Below are 17,339 nucleotides of genomic sequence, written 5' to 3'. Positions count from 1 at the left end.
CATTGAATGACCATAAAAAATTTAGCACAAGGCTTTTTGCTATTGTTGCTTCCTGTTGTTGCCATGGCAGATATGAGCGGCACAGAAAAGCTTGATCATTTTGTTAAACAAGTGAATACATTTCAGGCCCATTTTGAGCAAACCGTTCTGGATCCAGATGGTAATTTAGTTGAACAGGCTCAGGGCGAATTCCAATTGGCAAGACCGGGTAAATTTCGTTGGGATTACAATGACCCATACCCACAGCATATCGTGGCTGATGGCCAGAATGTCTGGTTCTATGATGTTGATTTAGAACAAGTCACCGTTAAAGCCCAAAATGAAGCCTTAGAGGATACGCCAGCCACCTTATTATCGGGACAGGCGCTACCTGAAGATAGCTACAATATTCGTAACCTGACCTCTAATGATGGTTTAACCTGGGTAGAATTAACACCTAAACAGAGTGGCAGTAACTTTCAGTCTGTGATGCTCGCCTTTAATAAAGATGAGTTACAGCAAATGATCATGCGTGATAGCTTTGATCAAAGAACGCGCTTGATGTTCAGCCAGGTGAAGATTAATCCGCAGTTTAAAAAAGATACCTTTAAATTTAGTGCGCCCGAAGGCATAGACATTGTGGGTGAAGCGCAGCAGTGAGTTTGTTTGATCAAGTTGATGACTTAGCTGGACGGCCCCTAGCGGATCGTATGCGTCCAAAGACGCTTGACCAGTATATTGGACAGACGCATTTACTGGGTGCAGGTAAGCCGCTGCGTCAGGCGATTGCTTCTGGGCATCCTCATTCCATGATTTTCTGGGGCCCGCCCGGAACGGGGAAAACCACCTTAGCTAAACTGATTGCGGGTTATTGTGATGCCGAGTTTATTACTATCTCGGCAGTCTTAGCCGGGGTGAAAGAGGTGAGAGCGGCTGTTGCTCGTGCTCAGCAGTTATTGCAGGAGCGTGGCCGTAGAACCATGTTGTTTGTGGACGAGGTACATCGCTTTAATAAATCGCAGCAAGATGCTTTTTTACCTTATGTTGAAGATGGTACGTTCACCTTTATTGGTGCCACCACAGAAAATCCTTCTTTTGAATTAAATAACGCTTTGTTATCCCGCGCCAGGGTCTACGTGCTCAAATCCTTAGAAGCCGAGGATTTACGCCAGATCATTGATAGAGCGATGTCAGACGAGGAGTTAGGGCTTGCTGACCGAGGCATCGAAGTTGGCGAGTCATTACGTGATCAGTTAGCACAAACGGCAGATGGTGATGGTCGCAGAGTGTTAAATCTGCTTGAAATAGCCGTAGATTTGGCTGACAGCAAAGGTCAAAAAGCGGTGGATGAGCATGACCTTGCTGAAGTCTTATCCGGGACGATTCGACGTTTTGATAAAGGCGGTGAAGCTTTTTACGATCAAATTTCAGCCTTGCACAAATCCGTGCGTGGCTCAGCACCTGATGCGGCTCTCTATTGGTTATGTCGCATGTTGGATGGCGGTTGTGATCCTGTATACCTGATGCGCAGAGTGGTCAGAATGGCTGCTGAAGATATTGGTAATGCCGATCCCCGAGGCTTACGCATTGCGCTGGATGCCTGGGAAAGTTTTGACAAGCTGGGTAGTCCAGAAGGTGAATTGGCTATCGCTCAAGCGGTTGTTTACCTTGCCTGTGCACCCAAGAGTAATGCGGTATATACTGCTTTTAAAGCCGCTATGCATGATGCCAAAACCCATGGCTCGGCTGAAGTACCGGTACATTTACGTAATGCGCCCACCAAATTGATGAAAGAGCTGGGCTATGGCAGAGAGTATCGTTATGCACATGATGAGCCTGATGCTTATGCTATTGGGGAAACCTATTTCCCCGAGTCAATGCGTGAGCGGGAATATTATCAACCGGTTAATCGTGGCCTAGAAATAAAAATAGCAGAGAAATTAGAGCGACTCAGAGCTATGGATAAGCAGGCTCGGCAGAAATAATCTAGCTATTGACGTAGAGATCGTAGCGGGTATTTTTACTCTGAATACTGGCGCTCGGCTTCTGATTGCCAACAAACTCAGCGGCTTTGGGACGTTTCACCACAACTCGACGCAGAGCTACCTGTCTCGCCACCGAGAGTAATTCTTCACTATTTGTATCTGGTCCGATAAGCTGGTGTAGCGCCTGCATCTCTTTTTTCACTAAGGCCGATTTATCCCGGCTGGGGTACATGGGATCCATATAAATGACATCAGGACGTTCCTGTACAGTCGATAAAAAATCGATGGCATTGGCATGATGGATAGTCATTCGCTGAGTGATGAGTCTCACCTCATCTTCCATCTCTTCTTGTTGTAATGCATCCTCAATCAGCAAACTTATCACTGGACTTTGCTCAAGCATCGTGACTGTACTTCCTAAAGAGGCTAATACAAAAGCATCTCTGGCAAAGCCAGCTGTGGCATCAATAATTTTGGGGGTATGTCCTTGTTTCATACCAACGGCTTTGGCTAATGGCTGTCCTTTACCACCACCGAATCTACGGCGATGATCATATTTGCCTGTGCTGAAATTGATAAAAACAGGCTTACCGATATCAGGCACCTGCAAACTCAATCGCTGCTCTTCAACCAATAGTTGTACAAATGACTTATCAAGTACCTTAATAGGCACAGAAAGTTTTGTTTCGAGACGTTTTGCTCGTGGCAGTGCTGCTGAAGTCACTGCCACGAGACTATCTAGTGCATTATTCAACGGTGGTAATAAACTGTCCAAAGGAGCGAGGCCCCTTGCCTGTTTCAATGGAATTAATGACTTTTTCTGTTTTAGTATCAATTACAGAAACGGTATTATTTCCCCAGTTTACCGCATAAAGCTGTGAACCATCGGCGCTAATATCTATACCTTCAGGTGTATCTTCAATCTCAATAGTATTGGTAATGTTGAAAGAGGTGGTATCGACTACAGAGATGGTCGCCTCATCCTGATTGATGACGTAAAGCTTTTTATTATCTTTACTAACAACCGCGCAATAAGGCCATTCTCCGACAGGAATAGTGTTGATGACTTTGGCTGTTTTAGTATCAATCGCAGTGACATCGCTGCTTTCAACGTTGACACTATAAACACGAGAGCCATCAGGTGAAATGGCCAGTCCAAATGGTGACTTACCAACATCGATGGTATGGGTAACCTCGTCAGTGTTGAGGTTAATGAATGACACACTGTTATCATCGCGATTAGCCACATATAGCCGCTGATTCTTTGCATCACTGACAAGACCCGCAGGAGACTTTCCAACTGCAATCGTATCGATTAACTCTCCCGAGTCAGGATTAATAATTCGAATATTATTTTCGTACCAGTCCGCTACATAGACGCGTTTACCATCCTTAGAAGATGTCACACCAACAGGTCCAGGCCCGACTTTTATCTGACGGAGTTCAGTAAGCGACTTTAAATCAAGCACAGAAATCGTTTGTCCGTCTGGATTAGTGACAAAAGCCATATCATGATATGGGCTGACACTAATACCAGCTGGGTGTTCACCGACAGGAATGGTTTTGATAACGGTCTGTGTGCTGAGATCGATGACGCTGACATTACTCGATAGTTGATTGGTAATCAGCGCATACTCTGGCTTATCATCAGCACAGCTAGTTAGAATGAAGCAGAATGAAAGAAAAAAGGCGACCCTGAGAAGAGTCGCCTTTTGAGCATTTTGAAACCACATGATGGAATTATTTTTCCAGCATCGCTTTCAGGTTGTTCAGACCTGATGTGTAAACACCTTTAACGGCATTAACAGCATCTTCATCACTTTGACCTTCAGGTACTGGAGGGTTATCCATGAATGAACGATAGAATTTACCTTTCCAAGTGACTTCAGAACCACCATCTTTCGCTTTGACTGATAACCAAGATTTATAGTTATTTACAGGCAGAGTGTAGTAAGGTGTGTCTTTGCTGTTATATGTAATTGTTTTGATAACGCTCATTTTTTCGATTTTGTAGATCATCATCATTTTGTCGTTATCAAGCTTTTCTAATTTTTCAGTGATGGTTGGATGACCTTCACCTTTCAGTGTTAATTTACGTTCGTTATCACTTAGCATTTCAACACTTGCCACAGCTGGGTGCCATTTATCAATTGCGGTAAAGTCGCTTAAAACGGCCCATACTTTTTCTGGTGAAGCATTGATAAAGACAGATTCTTTAACAGATTGTCTTGTTGGACCATGTGCACTTGCAATCATCGGTAATACAGCAAGTGTAATGGCAAAAAACTGTAATATTTTTTTCATTATTTCTATCTCCGTTTTTCAATAAATCCGACAGTGACGTTAACAAAGCCATCCTGAACACAGTCTGAACAAATGTCATCGAACACGTATCACCATAAGTTGGACTGCACACTGTATCGGAACTATTTAACATTTTCCACAAGGATATTTGACTTAGTCACGCATATTAATGAAAATTAACGACCTTTATATTCTACTAGACAAGCGGAGAAGCCTGTGCCACTGATAAAAATCAGGGACTTGCACTTTTATCGTGGTGACCGAGTCATTTTTGATGGCGTAAACATCGACATTCAGCGTGGTAAGGTTACAGCTATCATGGGACCAAGTGGCACCGGTAAGACCACTTTACTAAAGCTGATTGGTGGTCAGTTACGCCCAGATAAGGGAACGATAGAAGTCGATGGACAGGATGTTCATAAGTTATCTCACTCTGAGCTCTATGAGCTTCGTAAACGTATGGGCATGCTATTTCAAAGCGGTGCCCTATTAACGGATATTAATGTTTTTGATAACGTCGCATTTCCGCTACGTGAACATACCAACCTGCCGGAATCGATGATACGCGACTTGGTGTTGATGAAGTTACAGGCCGTAGGGCTTCGTAATGCCCGTCATCTTTCACCAAACGAGTTATCTGGTGGTATGGCCAGACGTGTAGCGTTAGCTCGGGCTGTTGCGCTGGAGCCTATGATGATCATGTACGACGAACCATTTACAGGCCAGGACCCTATCTCTATGGGAACTCTCGTTAATCTGATTCACCGTATTAACGATGCCATGAAATTAACCAGTATTGTTGTCTCTCATGACGTGGCTGAAACAGCTGAAATTGCTGACTATATTTACCTTATGTCAGGGGGTAAAATTATCGAACACGGTTCTCCTGTGCAGTTGAAACGTTCGGGCTCACAATGGGTTCAGCAGTTCATGCAGGGATTGCCGGACGGCCCAGTTCCATTTCATTACGCTGGCCCCGACTTCGCTGAGGACTTACTCAATCCTGAGGATAATGCATGATAAACTATATTCGAAGTCTTGGACGATGGGGACTCGGCTCATTCGAACGTCTTGGACGTGCCCACCTATTATTAGTGGCGATGTTAGCAGGCATACCTGGTCTGTTTTTGAGGTTTTCGCTTGTTATACAGCAGTTATTTTCGATCGGTGTTCTTTCGGTGATGCTGATCCTGGTTTCTGGTTTATTTGTCGGTATGGTACTCGGACTGCAAGGGTATAATACGCTTGTCGATTTTGGTGCAGAAGAGTCACTTGGTGTCATGGTTTCTCTGTCTCTGGTAAGAGAGCTCGGACCTGTAGTCAGTGCTCTATTGTTCGCTGGTCGTGCAGGTTCTGCACTGACTGCCGAAATAGGCCTGATGAAAAGTACAGAACAGTTGTCAGGTATGGAAATGATGGCTGTTGACCCAATAAAGCGAATTATTGCTCCCCGTTTCTTGGCTGGGGTTATCTCGATGCCTTTACTCGCTGCCATTTTTAGTGCTGTGGGTGTGTTGGGAGGCTTTTTGGTCGGTCATGGCTTGCTCGGAGTTGATGATGGCGCTTTCTGGTCTCAGATGCAGGCCAAAACAGACTTATTTGAAGATATTTTTAATGGCGTGATCAAAAGTGTCGTATTTGGTCTTGTTGTTACATGGATTGCCTTATTTGAAGGGTATGATGCGGTGCCAACGTCAGAAGGTGTTGGTAGAGCGACAACTCGTACAGTAGTACATTCAGCCTTTGCTATCTTGGGACTGGACTTTGTACTGACTGCGTTGATGTTTGGAGATTAGAGAGAATGATGCAGAGTAAGAGTACTGAAATTACTGTTGGAATGTTTGTCGCGGCGGGTATTGCTGCGTTATTTATGCTGGCAATGAAAGTGAGTAACCTCGGTGACTTAACGGAAGAAAAGGGATACCAGGTAACAGCTGAGTTTGGAAATATTGGTGGTTTAAAAGTTCGCTCACCGGTCACGATGGCAGGAGTGAGAGTCGGACGTGTTGCTGATATCAGTCTTGACCCAAAGACATTTGATGCCAAAGTCACACTTAATATTTATCCCCAGTTTGATAATATTCCGCTCGATACATCAGCTAGTATCTACACTGCTGGATTATTAGGTGAGCAATACATTGGTCTGGTTGCTGGTGCTGAAGATGAATCTTTAAAAAATGGCGATGTCATAACACTTACTCAACCAGCACTGGTTCTTGAACAAGTTATCGGCCAGTTTTTATACAGTAAAGCTGAAGGCAACGAATAAATGAACACGAAAATGATAAGCAAATATATTTTGTCTCTGATGGCAGGCTTTTTTCTTGCAACAAGTTTAACGGTTTCGGCGGATAGTATGCCTGTGCCCCAAGCATTGGTTAAAAATGCATCCGATGAAATGTTAAAAGCACTGAAAGATAATAAAGCTGAGCTAAACCAGAACCCGGATAAGATTTACTCGTTAGTCGAACAAATTCTTATGCCGTATTTTGATTTTGAAAAAATGTCCAAACTGGCTTTGGGTAAAAACTGGCGCCAGCTAGATAATGAACAGCGAGTTAAATTCGTTGAAGAGTTCCGACTGCTACTTATCAGAACCTATTCAACCGCTATGCTTGAATATACAAATGAAGAAATCCGCTTGTTACCTTTCCGTGATGATGTCTCCAGAAAACGGGTGACTGTGCCTATGGAAGTCGTTCAACCAGCAGGTCCTCCGATTCCTATGTCATTGGCGTTGTATGAAAATGATGACAATGCATGGAAAGTTTATGACGTGAAAATTGATGGCGTAAGTTTAGTCACAAATTACCGCTCAAGCTTTGCTACACAGATTCGTAACAAAGGTGTTGATAATCTGATCAGTGATTTAGCTGACCGTAATGCAAAATTAAAATCATGAGCGAATTGTTTGCTATCAAATACGAAGAGCACTCTAAGCGTTTTGTAGTGACCGGAGAGATGACACTTGAGTCAGCAAAGATTGCTTTAACAGAATCAAAAGGTGTCTTCGATGCGGTAAACGACATTGAAATTGATTTACAACATGTCACTCAGGCTGACAGCGCAGGTTTGGCTTTACTAGTAGATTGGATGAGAGCGGCTAAAAAAGCCAAGAAATCAATCGCATTCAAGCATTTACCTGAACAGATGGACGCTATTGCTAAAGCATCTGGCTTAGATGAATTGCTGCCACTAAAATAAATTTGAAAGCTATAAACTCATGAAAGCATCTGATATTAAACAAATGATTGAAGCCGGATTACCTGATGCCGAAGTACAGGTATTTGGTGATGATGGACAGCACTTTGATGCTCGCGTCGTCAGTCCATCTTTTGCAGGTAAAACTTTAGTACAACAACATAAAATGGTGAAAGAAACGCTGGGAGATAAATTTACCAGTGGTGAAATTCACGCTCTATCATTAAAAACTTCTGCGGCCTAGCAGTAGACAATACAAAGACTGTTATGGACAAATTGATTATTAGTGGCGGTGTAGCACTAGACGGTGAAATACGTATATCAGGTGCTAAGAATGCTGCATTACCCATTTTAATGGGGGCATTACTGGCTGACTCTGCTGTGCGTATCGGTAATGTGCCACATTTGCATGATATTACCACTACACTTGAGTTACTCGGTCGCATGGGGGTCACACTTACCGTTGATGAACGGTCTGGTGTTGTTATTGACCCAACTACCTTGACTGACACCGAAGCGGCCTATGATCTTGTCAAAACCATGCGAGCTTCTATTCTGGTGCTTGGGCCGTTATTAGCAAAATATGGCAAAGCAGACGTATCACTTCCTGGTGGCTGCGCTATTGGTTCACGTCCGGTCGATCTACATCTGCGTGGCTTACAGCAAATGGGTGCAGACATACGTGTTGAAAATGGTTATATCCGTGCCACAAGTGGTAAGGGGTTGAAAGGGGCGCATATTTTCATGGATCAGGTTACCGTTACCGGTACTGAGAATCTGATGATGGCGGCCACTTTAGCGCAAGGTACTACCACCATTGAAAATGCAGCGAGAGAGCCGGAAGTCGTCGATCTAGCCAATTATCTGAATCAAATGGGGGCAAAAATATCTGGCATTGGAACCGCCACACTTGTGATCGAGGGTGTTAAGTCATTATCAGGTACCAAATATCAGATATTACCAGACCGTATTGAAACAGGTACTTATCTCGTTGCAGCCGCATTGACCCGTGGACGAGTCAAGTTAAAAGATACTGATGCCAATCAATTAGAGTCTGTTTTGTTAAAGCTTGAAGAGGCTGGGGCATCCATCAGTGTCGGTGATGACTGGATTTCTCTCGACATGCATGGCAACAGACCTAAAGCTGTGAATATTAGAACAGCACCATATCCAGCTTTCCCAACGGATATGCAGGCTCAGTTCACTGCGTTGAATAGTATTGCTGAAGGCCAGGCCACTATTGTTGAAACGGTTTTTGAAAACCGCTTTATGCATGTGCAAGAAATGCAACGAATGGGGGCAAACTTACAAATCGAAGGTAACACTGTTGTCTGTAAGGGGCGTGATTACCTGACAGCTGCGCCAGTAATGGCGACTGATTTACGTGCATCTGCCTGTCTGGTTCTTGCTGCTTTGGTTGCCGAGGGTGAAACAGTAGTAGAGCGTATTTACCACATCGATCGTGGCTACGAATGTATTGAAGAGAAGTTGCAGCAGTTAGGCGCGAAGATTCGTCGTATTCCGAGCTCTGCGAGGTCAGATAATGTCTGATACGTTGACGCTTGCTTTATCAAAAGGACGCATTTTCAAAGAAACCTTACCTTTACTTGCAGCAGCAGGAATTGTGCCCGTTGATGATCCTGAAACCAGTCGTAAACTGATTCTTGATACCAACCTGCCTGATGTAAAATTGATTATTGTCAGGGCTTCTGATGTGCCTACTTATGTTGAATACGGCGGTGCGGATATTGGTGTGGCGGGTAAAGATGTTCTAATGGAACATCCGCACGCTGAACTATATGAACCTGTTGATTTGAAAATCGCGCGCTGTAAATTAATGACTGCGGGTAAGCCCGATGTTGAGCCGAGCTCTGGTAGATTGCGTGTAGCCACCAAATTTGTTGAGAGTACTCGCCGTTTCTATGCTGAAAAAGGCGAGCAAGTTGAAATTATCAAGCTCTATGGTTCAATGGAGCTGGCTCCGTTGGTTGGTCTGGCAGACCGAATCGTTGACGTAGTCGATACCGGTAACACCTTACGTGCTAACGGTTTGATTCCGATGGAACATATTGCGGATATAAGTTCTAGATTAGTGGTCAATAAAGCATCGATGAAAATGAAACATAAACGAATGCAATCTTTTATTGAACACATTAGAGACGCGGTTAGAGAACAAAACAATGATTGAATTAAAACAGCTCAGTGCATCACAAGCTGATTTCTGGTCTTCCCTTGAAGAAATTCTTGCCTGGGAAGGTGTATCAGATGACAAAGTAACAGACATTGTTAAGGAAATACTTGCAGAGGTGAAATCACGTGGTGATGAAGCCGTGCTCGAGTATAGCCGTCGTTTTGATCATGTCACTGCTGAAAAAATGTCTGATCTTGAGATTTCTCTGGAGCGAGCAAAAGCAGCATTAGAAAATATTCCGGCAGAACAAAGACAAGCGCTTGAAGCAGCAGCACAGCGTGTGCGTCAATATCATGACCATCAAAAACAGAGTTCGTGGAGCTATACGGAAGAAGACGGTACTTTGCTTGGACAACAGGTGACACCGTTAGACCGGGCTGGACTCTATGTACCAGGTGGTAAAGCCGCTTATCCATCCTCAGTATTAATGAATGCGATTCCGGCAAAAGTGGCTGGGGTACAAGAGCTAATTATGGTGGTGCCGACACCGAATGGTGAAGTCAACGAGTTAGTACTGGCAGCGGCAGCCGTTGCAGGCGTCGATCGTATCTTTGCTGTGGGTGGTGCTCAGGCTGTAGCTGCACTGGCCTACGGTACAGAAACTATTCCACAGGTGGATAAGATTGTGGGGCCGGGTAACATCTTCGTGGCTACTGCAAAAGGCATGGTTTTTGGTACCGTTGGTATTGATATGATTGCCGGACCTTCTGAGATTTTGGTGATTTGTGATGGTAAAACCGATCCTGACTGGATTGCCATGGACCTGTTTTCACAGGCAGAACATGATGAAGATGCACAATCGATATTGATATCGCCTGATGCCGATTTCCTGGAAAAAGTCAAAGTTTCAATTGCTAAGCTTTTGCCGACCATGGAACGTAAAGAGATTATCTCCACATCACTCAAAAATCGTGCAGCGCTTATTCACGTTGACGATATGGATGTGGCTGTTGAGGTTGCCAACTTTATCGCCGCTGAACACTTAGAATTATCTGTCGATGAACCGATGGAAATGGCAAAGAAAATCCGTCATGCCGGTGCTATTTTCTTAGGCCGCTATACACCTGAGGCTTTGGGTGATTATTGTGCGGGACCTAACCACGTATTACCGACATCAAGAACAGCAAGATTCAGTTCGCCGCTGGGTGTCTATGACTTCCAAAAACGTTCCAGTTTGATTCAGGTGTCTGCACAAGGCGCACAGAGCTTAGGTCAGATCGCCTCGGTTTTAGCTCGCGGTGAAAGTCTTACAGCCCATGCTCGTTCAGCAGAATATCGTCTTAAGGATTAATCATGAGTCGCTTTTGGAGCGGTTTTGTTAATGAGTTAGACCCTTATGTGCCAGGTGAGCAACCGAAGCTGGCTAATTTGACTAAACTCAATACCAATGAAAATCCTTATGGACCTTCACCAAAAGTGATTGAGGCCATTCGTATGGCGGCCAGTGATCGTTTACGTCTATATCCGGATCCGACGTCGGCCGAGCTACGCCAAGCGATTGCTGATTTTTATCAGATTGATGCAAGTTATGTGTTTGTCGGAAATGGGTCTGATGAAGTGCTTGGGCATGTTTTTAATGCATTCTTCAGACAAGAAGCACCTATTCTATTCCCAGATATCAGCTACAGCTTCTACCCGGTGTATTGTCAGCTTTATCAGATAAGCTATGACACTGTTCCACTTAGTCATGATTTTAGTATTAATGTTGATGATTATGATCGCATCAATGGCGGGATTATTTTTCCCAACCCCAACGCGCCAACAGGCTGCTTATTAGCACTGTCTGAAATCGAACGACTGTTACAGAAGAATACTGAGTCTGTTGTGGTAATAGATGAGGCCTATATTGATTTTGGTGGTGAGTCTGCGGTTAGTCTGGTAAAAGATTATCCCAACCTGTTAATCGTGCAGACCATGTCAAAATCACGCTCGCTGGCTGGAATGAGAGTTGGCTATGCGATTGGTCAAGCTGATCTTATTGAAGGATTAATCAGAGTTAAAGATAGTTTTAATTCTTATCCTGTTGACAGCCTGGCTTCTGCAGCTGGTGTTGCTGCAATGAATGATAAAGCTTATTTCAATGAAACCTGCCAAGCGGTGATCGATGAGCGGAATAAAGTGGTAGCAGGTCTTGAGGAGTTGGGATTTGATGTCCTGCCATCTGCTGCAAACTTTGTTTTTGCTTCACACAAACAGGTAGATGCTGTAGAAATTGCTGCCGGGCTCAGAAAAGAAGGCATTATCGTCAGACACTTCACTAAGCCGAGAATTAATCAGTTTTTAAGAATCTCTATCGGTACAGCGGGTGAAAATCAGCAGTTATTATCTGTTTTAGATACCTTAGTCTAGTTACTGTTTACGTTTAAGCAGGTAATTAAGACGTTCAAGATCGTGCTGATACTTCGACTGTAATTCTGTAATTTCTGCTTTAAGTTCGGTAATAGCTTGTTGTCTGACTTGAATTTCCTCTTTAGCTGCATCTAGGCGTTTTTGCATATTGGCGGTGACTTTCGCCCCACTTAGCTCTCGCTGAGCGGCTTCATTTTGTAGTTCATAGAGATATTGTTTGAGCTCAGGGAGTTTTTGTTGATGCATAGCAATTTGTTCTTGCCTATAAGCAATATCACTATCACGAGCGCGAATAAGATCTGCTTCAGAACGATAAGTAATCAGTAAGGTTTTATCGTAAGTTTGTTGCGCCTGTCGAGCTTCTTCTGCCTGTTTGGCCTGTTCTTCTGCTTGTAGACGTGCTTCTTCTTCGACTTTTTGTTTGGCGGCCTGCTCAAGTAGTTCCTGCTCAGTTAAAGCTGCAGGAACGCGTTCAATCAGTCGCATGGTTTCAGAGTCGATAATATCGTAGCCTTTTTGCGATGCGGCTGATGGTAATGTTGTGCTGAGAGTCATGACTCCGTTCTCATCAGGAAAGCGATACAACTGACCTGCGCTGACTGAAAGGCTGAATGTAGAGCAAAATATCAACAGGGGTAGTTTAGGTATCATGATCTTGTCTGCGTGATTGGAGTCAACAATTGAATTTTCTTGATCAATTTATCTTGTTTTTGGTCTCATTGGTAGCCAATACTTTTTCTGCCTTCTCAGGTGGTGGTGCCGGCCTTATTCAATTTCCCGTTTTAATCTTCCTTGGTTTAAGTTTTTCTGTGGCTTTAGCAACCCATAAAGTGGCCAGCGTCGCTTTGGGTGTTGGAGCTGTTTTGCGATATTTGAAAACAAGTCGTTTGGAACGACAGTTTGTTATTTTAATGTTACTTACCGGGCTGCCTGGAGTAGTTTTGGGAGGAAATATTATTTTGCTCATTCCCGATCGTATGGCAGAGATAGCGCTGGGAATATTGACTGGTGGCTTGGGAATTTACTCTATTTTGAAACCACAGTTAGGGCAAAACTATGAACCTGTACATCGAGACTGGATCGGCTGTGTTAGTGGTGGAATGATCTTGTTCCTGATAGGCTTCTTAAATGGCTCTCTAACCTCAGGTACGGGGCTTTTCGTGACACTATGGCTGGTAGGGTGGTTTGGTATGGATTATCAGCGTGCAGTCGCCTACACGCTGATAATGGTCGGTCTGTTTTGGAATGGCGCAGGCGCTATCACATTAGGACTGCTGGGGGATATTCGTTGGGACTGGCTTCCCGCATTACTACTTGGCTCTTTATTGGGCGGTTATCTCGGATCCCATCTGGCAATAAAACACGGTAACCGCTGGATTAAACGTGCTTTTGAAATTGTGACTTTGTTTATATCCGCGAAATTAATTTACGGCTGATGTTCAGGCTACACCAAATTGTTCGCGATATGCGTTGACTGCTGGTAAATACTCGCCAAAATCAGGGCTATCTTTAAGGTAGCCTAAAAGGTCGTTCAGAGAAATGATATTCAATACAGGAATATTATGTTCGGCCTGAACTTCTTGTATGGCAGAAAGCTCACCCTGACCGCGTTCTTGTCTGTCTAAAGCGATAATAACACCGGCGGGTTCTGCGCCAGCGGCACGGATTATCTCAACAGACTCTCTGACTGAGGTGCCGGCGGAGATAACATCATCGATAATAAGGACTTTGCCTTTCAGTTCAGCGCCAACCAGTTGACCACCTTCACCATGATCCTTGATTTCCTTTCGATTGAAGACATAAGGCATATCTTGATTATGCTGATCGGCTAAGGCGACCACGGTGGTAGAGGCTAGTGGTATGCCTTTGTAGGCTGGTCCAAATAACACATCAAACTCAAGTCCAGAGTCAGCAATGGTTTGAGCATAAAACCGACCGAGTTTTGCCAGACTGGCACCGCTATTAAACAAGCCGCTGTTAAAGAAATAGGGGCTTTGACGACCAGATTTCAGTGTAAATGAACCAAACCGCAAAACACCTGTGGCAATGGCAAACTCGATAAATTCTTTTTGATATTGTTTAATCATGTTGTTTTTGAACTCGGTAAATCGCGACCTGACCAAATAAGTTAGGCAGACATCGTATTCCTAAGCTGTCTTTATTGTTGTGGTTAACAATGCTTCTGTTATGAACCTTGAGTTGATGATCAGCACAAAGGTTCTCAAAATCTTGGATTGTGCATAAGTGAATATTTGGTGTTTCAAACCAAGCATTCGGAAGTGTTTTGGAGACCGGCATTTTTCCACCTAGTGCTAATTGCACACGGCATTGCCAGTGACCAAAGTTAGGGAAACCGATAATGCCATTTTTGCCAACACGAACGATTTCTTGCAATAAAAAGTCAGGGCGCTGAATCGCTTGTAAGGTTTGTGACAAGATAACAAAGTCAAAACTCTGATCAGCAAACTGCGCTAAACCTTCATCCAAATCTGCCTGGATAACATTGATCCCAGCTTCGATACATTCAGCAAATTTACTGTTATCAATTTCTAAGCCATAGCCTGTGATGTTTCTTTGTTGCAGATGTTTAAGCAGGCTACCGTTACCACAACCTAAATCCAGCACTTTGGCGCCATCAGGAATCCAGTCACTGATGATTTGCTGATCGACACGTAAGGCCATTATTTCACTCCTTCCGCAGCAATTTGTTGCATATAGGTGCCAAAGATTTCCAAATAGCGAGGTATGGGCATTAAAAACGCATCATGGCCCTGGTGAGCTTCAATTTCGGCATAACAGACGGATTTACCGGCAGCCAGCATGGCGTTGACGATTTCTTTTGAGCGTTCAGGTGAGAAGCGCCAGTCACTGGTAAATGAGATGATAAGCGACTTAGCCTGAATATTCGCAACGGTAGCGACAAGATCATCGTTAAACGCCTGGGCAGGATCAAAATAATCCAGTGCTTTAGTCATTAATAAATAGGTATTGGCGTCAAAGCGTTCAACGAAGCTGGTGCTTTGGTAACGTAAATAACTTTCGATTTGAAACTCAACATCATACCCATATTGAATGGCGCCATTACGTAATTCACGGCCAAACTTTTCACCCATTGCTTCATCTGAAAGATAGGTGATATGCCCGAGCATACGTGCGAGCCCAAGTCCCTGACGTGGCAAGGTGTTATGTTTTATATAATAACCATCGTGGAAATCAGGATCAGATTTTATCGCGGTTCTGGCGACTTCATTAAAGGCAATATTTTGTGCTGATAATTTAGGGGCGGCGGCAATGACGATAGCATGCCGAACACGCTCGGGCAGGCTGATTGACCACTGTAAAGCTTGCATGCCACCGAGGCTGCCACCAATGACGGCTGCCCATTGCTGAATGCCTAGTCGATCAGCAAGCATCGCCTGACTTCGAACCCAGTCAGGGACGGTAACGATAGGAAAGTCAGGGCCATATAACTCGCCCGTTTCAGGATTAATCGTGTTTGGACCGGTGGAGCCTTTACAACCACCCAGATTGTTCAGACACACCACATAAAAATGGTTGGTATCAATCGCCTTGCCGGGACCGATAGCCGTATCCCACCAACCGGGTTTGCGATCTTCCATCGTATGGAAACCGGCGGCGTGGTGATCACCTGAAAGGGCGTGACAAATCAATACAGCATTGCTGCCATTCTCATTCAATGAGCCATAGGTTTCATAGACTAAGTCATAACTTGGTAGTGTCTTACCACAGTCAAGCTGAAGTGGCGTATCGATATGAATTGTCGATGGTTTCACCAGACCAACAGAGTCAGCTGGTATAGATTCCGGCATATATGGTTGATTCCCGTAAAAAAGCGTTAAGTCTAATCAGACTGCCGTGGCAGCGCAATCTGGATCATATATAGCGACCTGCTAATAGCGGCATGACTAACATCGATAAAACTTGTAATCCCAGTAATACAAACAGTGGAGATAAGTCTACACCTGCAACAGGCGGAATGGTTCTTCTAACTGGACGAAGTAAGGGAGCATTCATCTTACCGACTAAGGGCGCCACCGGATTATAACTTCCTGCGGGGGTGACCCAACTTAATATCACTTCGATAATAATGCTGACGGTGAAAATATTGATAAACAGCTGAAATAGTTCTGCAAAGAGTATTGTCAGCCAGAAAAGACCTTTGGGTAATACGCCAGCGAGCATGCCAACGGCAATGATTTTTATCAGTGCTACAACAATCAGTAATACCAGAGTGGCCGTATCCCAACGACCTGCGGCAGGAATAAAACGGCGAAGAAACTTCACCGGTACCTGGGTGAGTTTGATAATAAACTGCACCATAGGATTGTGATACTCCCAGTGGGCCCACTGCATAATCAAGCGCAGCGCAACAACAACCATGTATAAATAGATGAGGGTATCGATAAGAAAAATAAGCGGATTACTGATATAACTACTAGTCATAGTCTTGTCCTAATTGTTCAGCCAGTTCATCAGCCCGCTGCGCTGCCGCCGTGAGTGCTTGTTTAAACAAGCCTCGCAAATCACCTTGTTCAAACACATCTAGGGCACGTTCTGTTGTGCCACCTGGTGAGGTGACTCGCTGACGAAGCACGCAGGCTGATTCATCACTTTCCAGTGCCATTTTAGCGGCACCGAAACTGGTTTCCAGTGCTAATAATCTTGCTGTTTCTTCTGGAAGACCTAACTCCATTCCTGCTGTTTGCAGGGCTTCAAGTACCAAGAAGAAATAGGCTGGTCCGCTGCCAGATAAGGCGGTTACGGCATCCATCTGTTTTTCATCACTAATCCATAATGCCAGACCAACAGCTCTAAGCATGGATTCAGCCAGCTCATGTTGTGCAGATGTCACATAGTCATTGGCACAGAGTGCGGTAGCGCCTGCCTGAACCAGCGAGGGTGTATTTGGCATAGCTCTGACGATAGCAGCACCTTCAAAGTCTAACCAGCGAGAAATGTCATTTAACCTGATTCCAGCAGCGATGGAGATGAGTAATTTATCCTGCTGCCATGCGGGTGCTATTTGACGAATAACCGATTGCAGCTGTTGCGGTTTCACAGCCAGGATGATGACATCTGCATCGGCAATTGCGGCGAGATTATCAGTAAAGGTTTTTACATTGTAGCGTGAGGATAAATTATCCAAAGCTTCGGTATTCGCATCCGAAACGTGAATGTTTTCTGCAGTAAACTGGTTGCTTATCAGGCCACCAATCAGGCTACGCGCCATATTGCCGCCACCAATAAATGCGATCGTGCATTGTTTCATTTGTTCACCTTATATCTATGTATCATCTGAGTTTGTCACA

At 44.3% G+C, this 17,339-nt stretch carries 22 protein-coding genes; 13 read left to right on the top strand and 9 right to left on the bottom strand.

Annotated elements, in window-relative coordinates; translation table 11 throughout:
- The first annotated feature begins 6 nt into the window (after positions 1–6).
- Together lolA and AC13DA_RS06695 are read left to right on the top strand one after the other, a co-directional pair.
- A complete protein-coding gene (gene lolA, locus AC13DA_RS06700; RefSeq protein ID WP_273178633.1) occupies positions 7–639 on the top strand; it encodes an outer membrane lipoprotein periplasmic chaperone LolA in 633 nt (210 codons plus the stop codon).
- Positions 636–1,964, top strand: a complete 1,329-nt coding sequence (locus AC13DA_RS06695; RefSeq protein ID WP_273178635.1) for a replication-associated recombination protein A — start codon at positions 636–638, stop codon at positions 1,962–1,964. The genes lolA and AC13DA_RS06695 overlap by 4 nt, the downstream gene beginning before the upstream one ends.
- A gap of 1 nt (position 1,965) precedes the next feature.
- Here AC13DA_RS06695 and AC13DA_RS06690 read toward each other — a convergent pair whose 3' ends face one another.
- Genes AC13DA_RS06690 through AC13DA_RS06680 form a run of 3 tightly spaced genes read right to left on the bottom strand, consistent with a single transcriptional unit; the run spans position 1,966 to position 4,268 of the window.
- Positions 1,966–2,739, bottom strand: a complete 774-nt coding sequence (locus tag AC13DA_RS06690; protein ID WP_284452138.1) for a class I SAM-dependent methyltransferase — start codon at positions 2,737–2,739, stop codon at positions 1,966–1,968.
- Positions 2,711–3,697 carry a YVTN family beta-propeller repeat protein gene (locus AC13DA_RS06685; protein WP_273178638.1) on the bottom strand — a complete coding sequence of 329 codons (987 nt, stop codon included), beginning with the start codon at positions 3,695–3,697 and terminating at the stop codon, positions 2,711–2,713. Before AC13DA_RS06685 ends, AC13DA_RS06690 begins: the two co-directional genes overlap by 29 nt.
- Before the next feature lie 7 nt (positions 3,698–3,704).
- Entirely contained in the window at positions 3,705–4,268 is a 564-nt protein-coding gene (locus AC13DA_RS06680; RefSeq protein WP_007146989.1) for an SRPBCC family protein, read from the bottom strand.
- Positions 4,269–4,484: 216 nt separating this feature from the next.
- Between AC13DA_RS06680 and AC13DA_RS06675 the strand changes: the two genes are divergently transcribed.
- The 10 genes from AC13DA_RS06675 to hisC are packed head-to-tail and all read left to right on the top strand — an operon-like array spanning position 4,485 to position 12,009.
- Positions 4,485–5,288: an ABC transporter ATP-binding protein gene (locus AC13DA_RS06675; protein ID WP_007146988.1), complete on the top strand. Its 804-nt coding sequence runs from the start codon at positions 4,485–4,487 to the stop codon at positions 5,286–5,288.
- The gene (gene mlaE, locus AC13DA_RS06670) at positions 5,285–6,064 is read left to right on the top strand and encodes a lipid asymmetry maintenance ABC transporter permease subunit MlaE (RefSeq protein WP_284452139.1); all 780 of its coding nucleotides are present in this window, start codon (positions 5,285–5,287) and stop codon (positions 6,062–6,064) included. Before AC13DA_RS06675 ends, mlaE begins: the two co-directional genes overlap by 4 nt.
- A 5-nt stretch (positions 6,065–6,069) precedes the next feature.
- On the top strand, positions 6,070–6,537 hold the full coding sequence (mlaD, locus tag AC13DA_RS06665) for an outer membrane lipid asymmetry maintenance protein MlaD (protein ID WP_007146986.1): 468 nt from the start codon (positions 6,070–6,072) through the stop codon (positions 6,535–6,537).
- Positions 6,538–7,170: an MlaC/ttg2D family ABC transporter substrate-binding protein gene (locus tag AC13DA_RS06660; protein WP_284452140.1), complete on the top strand. Its 633-nt coding sequence runs from the start codon at positions 6,538–6,540 to the stop codon at positions 7,168–7,170.
- Positions 7,167–7,472, top strand: coding sequence for an STAS domain-containing protein (locus AC13DA_RS06655; protein WP_007146984.1), 306 nt, complete (start codon positions 7,167–7,169; stop codon positions 7,470–7,472). The genes AC13DA_RS06660 and AC13DA_RS06655 overlap by 4 nt, the downstream gene beginning before the upstream one ends.
- A 19-nt stretch (positions 7,473–7,491) precedes the next feature.
- Positions 7,492–7,713 carry a BolA family protein gene (locus AC13DA_RS06650; RefSeq protein WP_007146983.1) on the top strand — a complete coding sequence of 74 codons (222 nt, stop codon included), beginning with the start codon at positions 7,492–7,494 and terminating at the stop codon, positions 7,711–7,713.
- Between the two features lie 23 nt (positions 7,714–7,736).
- On the top strand, positions 7,737–9,020 hold the full coding sequence (gene murA / locus AC13DA_RS06645) for a UDP-N-acetylglucosamine 1-carboxyvinyltransferase (protein ID WP_273178645.1): 1,284 nt from the start codon (positions 7,737–7,739) through the stop codon (positions 9,018–9,020).
- Positions 9,013–9,657 (top strand): ATP phosphoribosyltransferase, encoded by a 645-nt coding sequence (gene hisG / locus AC13DA_RS06640; protein ID WP_007146981.1) that lies wholly within the window; start codon positions 9,013–9,015, stop codon positions 9,655–9,657. The genes murA and hisG overlap by 8 nt, the downstream gene beginning before the upstream one ends.
- On the top strand, positions 9,650–10,951 hold the full coding sequence (gene hisD / locus AC13DA_RS06635) for a histidinol dehydrogenase (RefSeq protein WP_284452141.1): 1,302 nt from the start codon (positions 9,650–9,652) through the stop codon (positions 10,949–10,951). The genes hisG and hisD overlap by 8 nt, the downstream gene beginning before the upstream one ends.
- 2 nt (positions 10,952–10,953) lie before the next feature.
- Positions 10,954–12,009: a histidinol-phosphate transaminase gene (gene hisC / locus AC13DA_RS06630; protein ID WP_284452142.1), complete on the top strand. Its 1,056-nt coding sequence runs from the start codon at positions 10,954–10,956 to the stop codon at positions 12,007–12,009.
- On the opposite strand, the gene AC13DA_RS06625 is transcribed toward hisC, so the two are convergent.
- Positions 12,010–12,564: a DUF4124 domain-containing protein gene (locus AC13DA_RS06625; RefSeq protein WP_273178651.1), complete on the bottom strand. Its 555-nt coding sequence runs from the start codon at positions 12,562–12,564 to the stop codon at positions 12,010–12,012.
- A 125-nt stretch (positions 12,565–12,689) separates the two neighbouring features.
- Between AC13DA_RS06625 and AC13DA_RS06620 the strand changes: the two genes are divergently transcribed.
- The gene (locus AC13DA_RS06620) at positions 12,690–13,445 is read left to right on the top strand and encodes a sulfite exporter TauE/SafE family protein (RefSeq protein ID WP_284452143.1); all 756 of its coding nucleotides are present in this window, start codon (positions 12,690–12,692) and stop codon (positions 13,443–13,445) included.
- Between the two features lie 3 nt (positions 13,446–13,448).
- On the opposite strand, the gene pyrE is transcribed toward AC13DA_RS06620, so the two are convergent.
- The 5 genes from pyrE to proC all read right to left on the bottom strand — a co-directional run bounded on the left by pyrE (position 13,449) and on the right by proC (position 17,299).
- Entirely contained in the window at positions 13,449–14,096 is a 648-nt protein-coding gene (pyrE, locus tag AC13DA_RS06615) for an orotate phosphoribosyltransferase (protein ID WP_431522812.1), read from the bottom strand.
- Positions 14,089–14,691 carry a methionine biosynthesis protein MetW gene (gene metW, locus AC13DA_RS06610; protein ID WP_007146975.1) on the bottom strand — a complete coding sequence of 201 codons (603 nt, stop codon included), beginning with the start codon at positions 14,689–14,691 and terminating at the stop codon, positions 14,089–14,091. Before metW ends, pyrE begins: the two co-directional genes overlap by 8 nt.
- Complete coding sequence (gene metX, locus AC13DA_RS06605) at positions 14,691–15,839, bottom strand: homoserine O-succinyltransferase MetX (protein WP_007146974.1); 1,149 nt, start codon at positions 15,837–15,839, stop codon at positions 14,691–14,693. Before metX ends, metW begins: the two co-directional genes overlap by 1 nt.
- A gap of 64 nt (positions 15,840–15,903) precedes the next feature.
- Entirely contained in the window at positions 15,904–16,473 is a 570-nt protein-coding gene (locus AC13DA_RS06600; RefSeq protein ID WP_007146973.1) for a YggT family protein, read from the bottom strand.
- The gene (proC, locus tag AC13DA_RS06595) at positions 16,466–17,299 is read right to left on the bottom strand and encodes a pyrroline-5-carboxylate reductase (protein WP_273178654.1); all 834 of its coding nucleotides are present in this window, start codon (positions 17,297–17,299) and stop codon (positions 16,466–16,468) included. Before proC ends, AC13DA_RS06600 begins: the two co-directional genes overlap by 8 nt.
- Positions 17,300–17,339 lie beyond the last annotated feature (40 nt).

It is taken from the genome of Methylophaga sp. F-2, assembly GCF_056859315.1.
The sequence above is the reverse complement of the archived record's forward strand: the minus strand, read 5'-3'. Positions and strand labels throughout refer to the sequence as shown.

What these genes read in the sequence shown, in the direction of transcription:
- lolA (WP_273178633.1), top strand. Translation starts at nt 7, where the DNA reads ATGACCATAAAAAATTTAGCACAAGGCTTTTTGCTATTGTTGCTTCCT.
- AC13DA_RS06685 (WP_273178638.1), bottom strand. Translation starts at nt 3,697, where the DNA reads ATGTGGTTTCAAAATGCTCAAAAGGCGACTCTTCTCAGGGTCGCCTTT.
- AC13DA_RS06680 (WP_007146989.1), bottom strand. Translation starts at nt 4,268, where the DNA reads ATGAAAAAAATATTACAGTTTTTTGCCATTACACTTGCTGTATTACCG.
- mlaE (WP_284452139.1), top strand. Translation starts at nt 5,285, where the DNA reads ATGATAAACTATATTCGAAGTCTTGGACGATGGGGACTCGGCTCATTC.
- mlaD (WP_007146986.1), top strand. Translation starts at nt 6,070, where the DNA reads ATGATGCAGAGTAAGAGTACTGAAATTACTGTTGGAATGTTTGTCGCG.
- AC13DA_RS06660 (WP_284452140.1), top strand. Translation starts at nt 6,538, where the DNA reads ATGAACACGAAAATGATAAGCAAATATATTTTGTCTCTGATGGCAGGC.
- AC13DA_RS06655 (WP_007146984.1), top strand. Translation starts at nt 7,167, where the DNA reads ATGAGCGAATTGTTTGCTATCAAATACGAAGAGCACTCTAAGCGTTTT.
- AC13DA_RS06650 (WP_007146983.1), top strand. Translation starts at nt 7,492, where the DNA reads ATGAAAGCATCTGATATTAAACAAATGATTGAAGCCGGATTACCTGAT.
- murA (WP_273178645.1), top strand. Translation starts at nt 7,737, where the DNA reads ATGGACAAATTGATTATTAGTGGCGGTGTAGCACTAGACGGTGAAATA.
- hisG (WP_007146981.1), top strand. Translation starts at nt 9,013, where the DNA reads ATGTCTGATACGTTGACGCTTGCTTTATCAAAAGGACGCATTTTCAAA.
- hisD (WP_284452141.1), top strand. Translation starts at nt 9,650, where the DNA reads ATGATTGAATTAAAACAGCTCAGTGCATCACAAGCTGATTTCTGGTCT.
- hisC (WP_284452142.1), top strand. Translation starts at nt 10,954, where the DNA reads ATGAGTCGCTTTTGGAGCGGTTTTGTTAATGAGTTAGACCCTTATGTG.
- AC13DA_RS06625 (WP_273178651.1), bottom strand. Translation starts at nt 12,564, where the DNA reads ATGACTCTCAGCACAACATTACCATCAGCCGCATCGCAAAAAGGCTAC.
- pyrE (WP_431522812.1), bottom strand. Translation starts at nt 14,096, where the DNA reads ATGATTAAACAATATCAAAAAGAATTTATCGAGTTTGCCATTGCCACA.
- metW (WP_007146975.1), bottom strand. Translation starts at nt 14,691, where the DNA reads ATGGCCTTACGTGTCGATCAGCAAATCATCAGTGACTGGATTCCTGAT.
- metX (WP_007146974.1), bottom strand. Translation starts at nt 15,839, where the DNA reads ATGCCGGAATCTATACCAGCTGACTCTGTTGGTCTGGTGAAACCATCG.
- AC13DA_RS06600 (WP_007146973.1), bottom strand. Translation starts at nt 16,473, where the DNA reads ATGACTAGTAGTTATATCAGTAATCCGCTTATTTTTCTTATCGATACC.
- proC (WP_273178654.1), bottom strand. Translation starts at nt 17,299, where the DNA reads ATGAAACAATGCACGATCGCATTTATTGGTGGCGGCAATATGGCGCGT.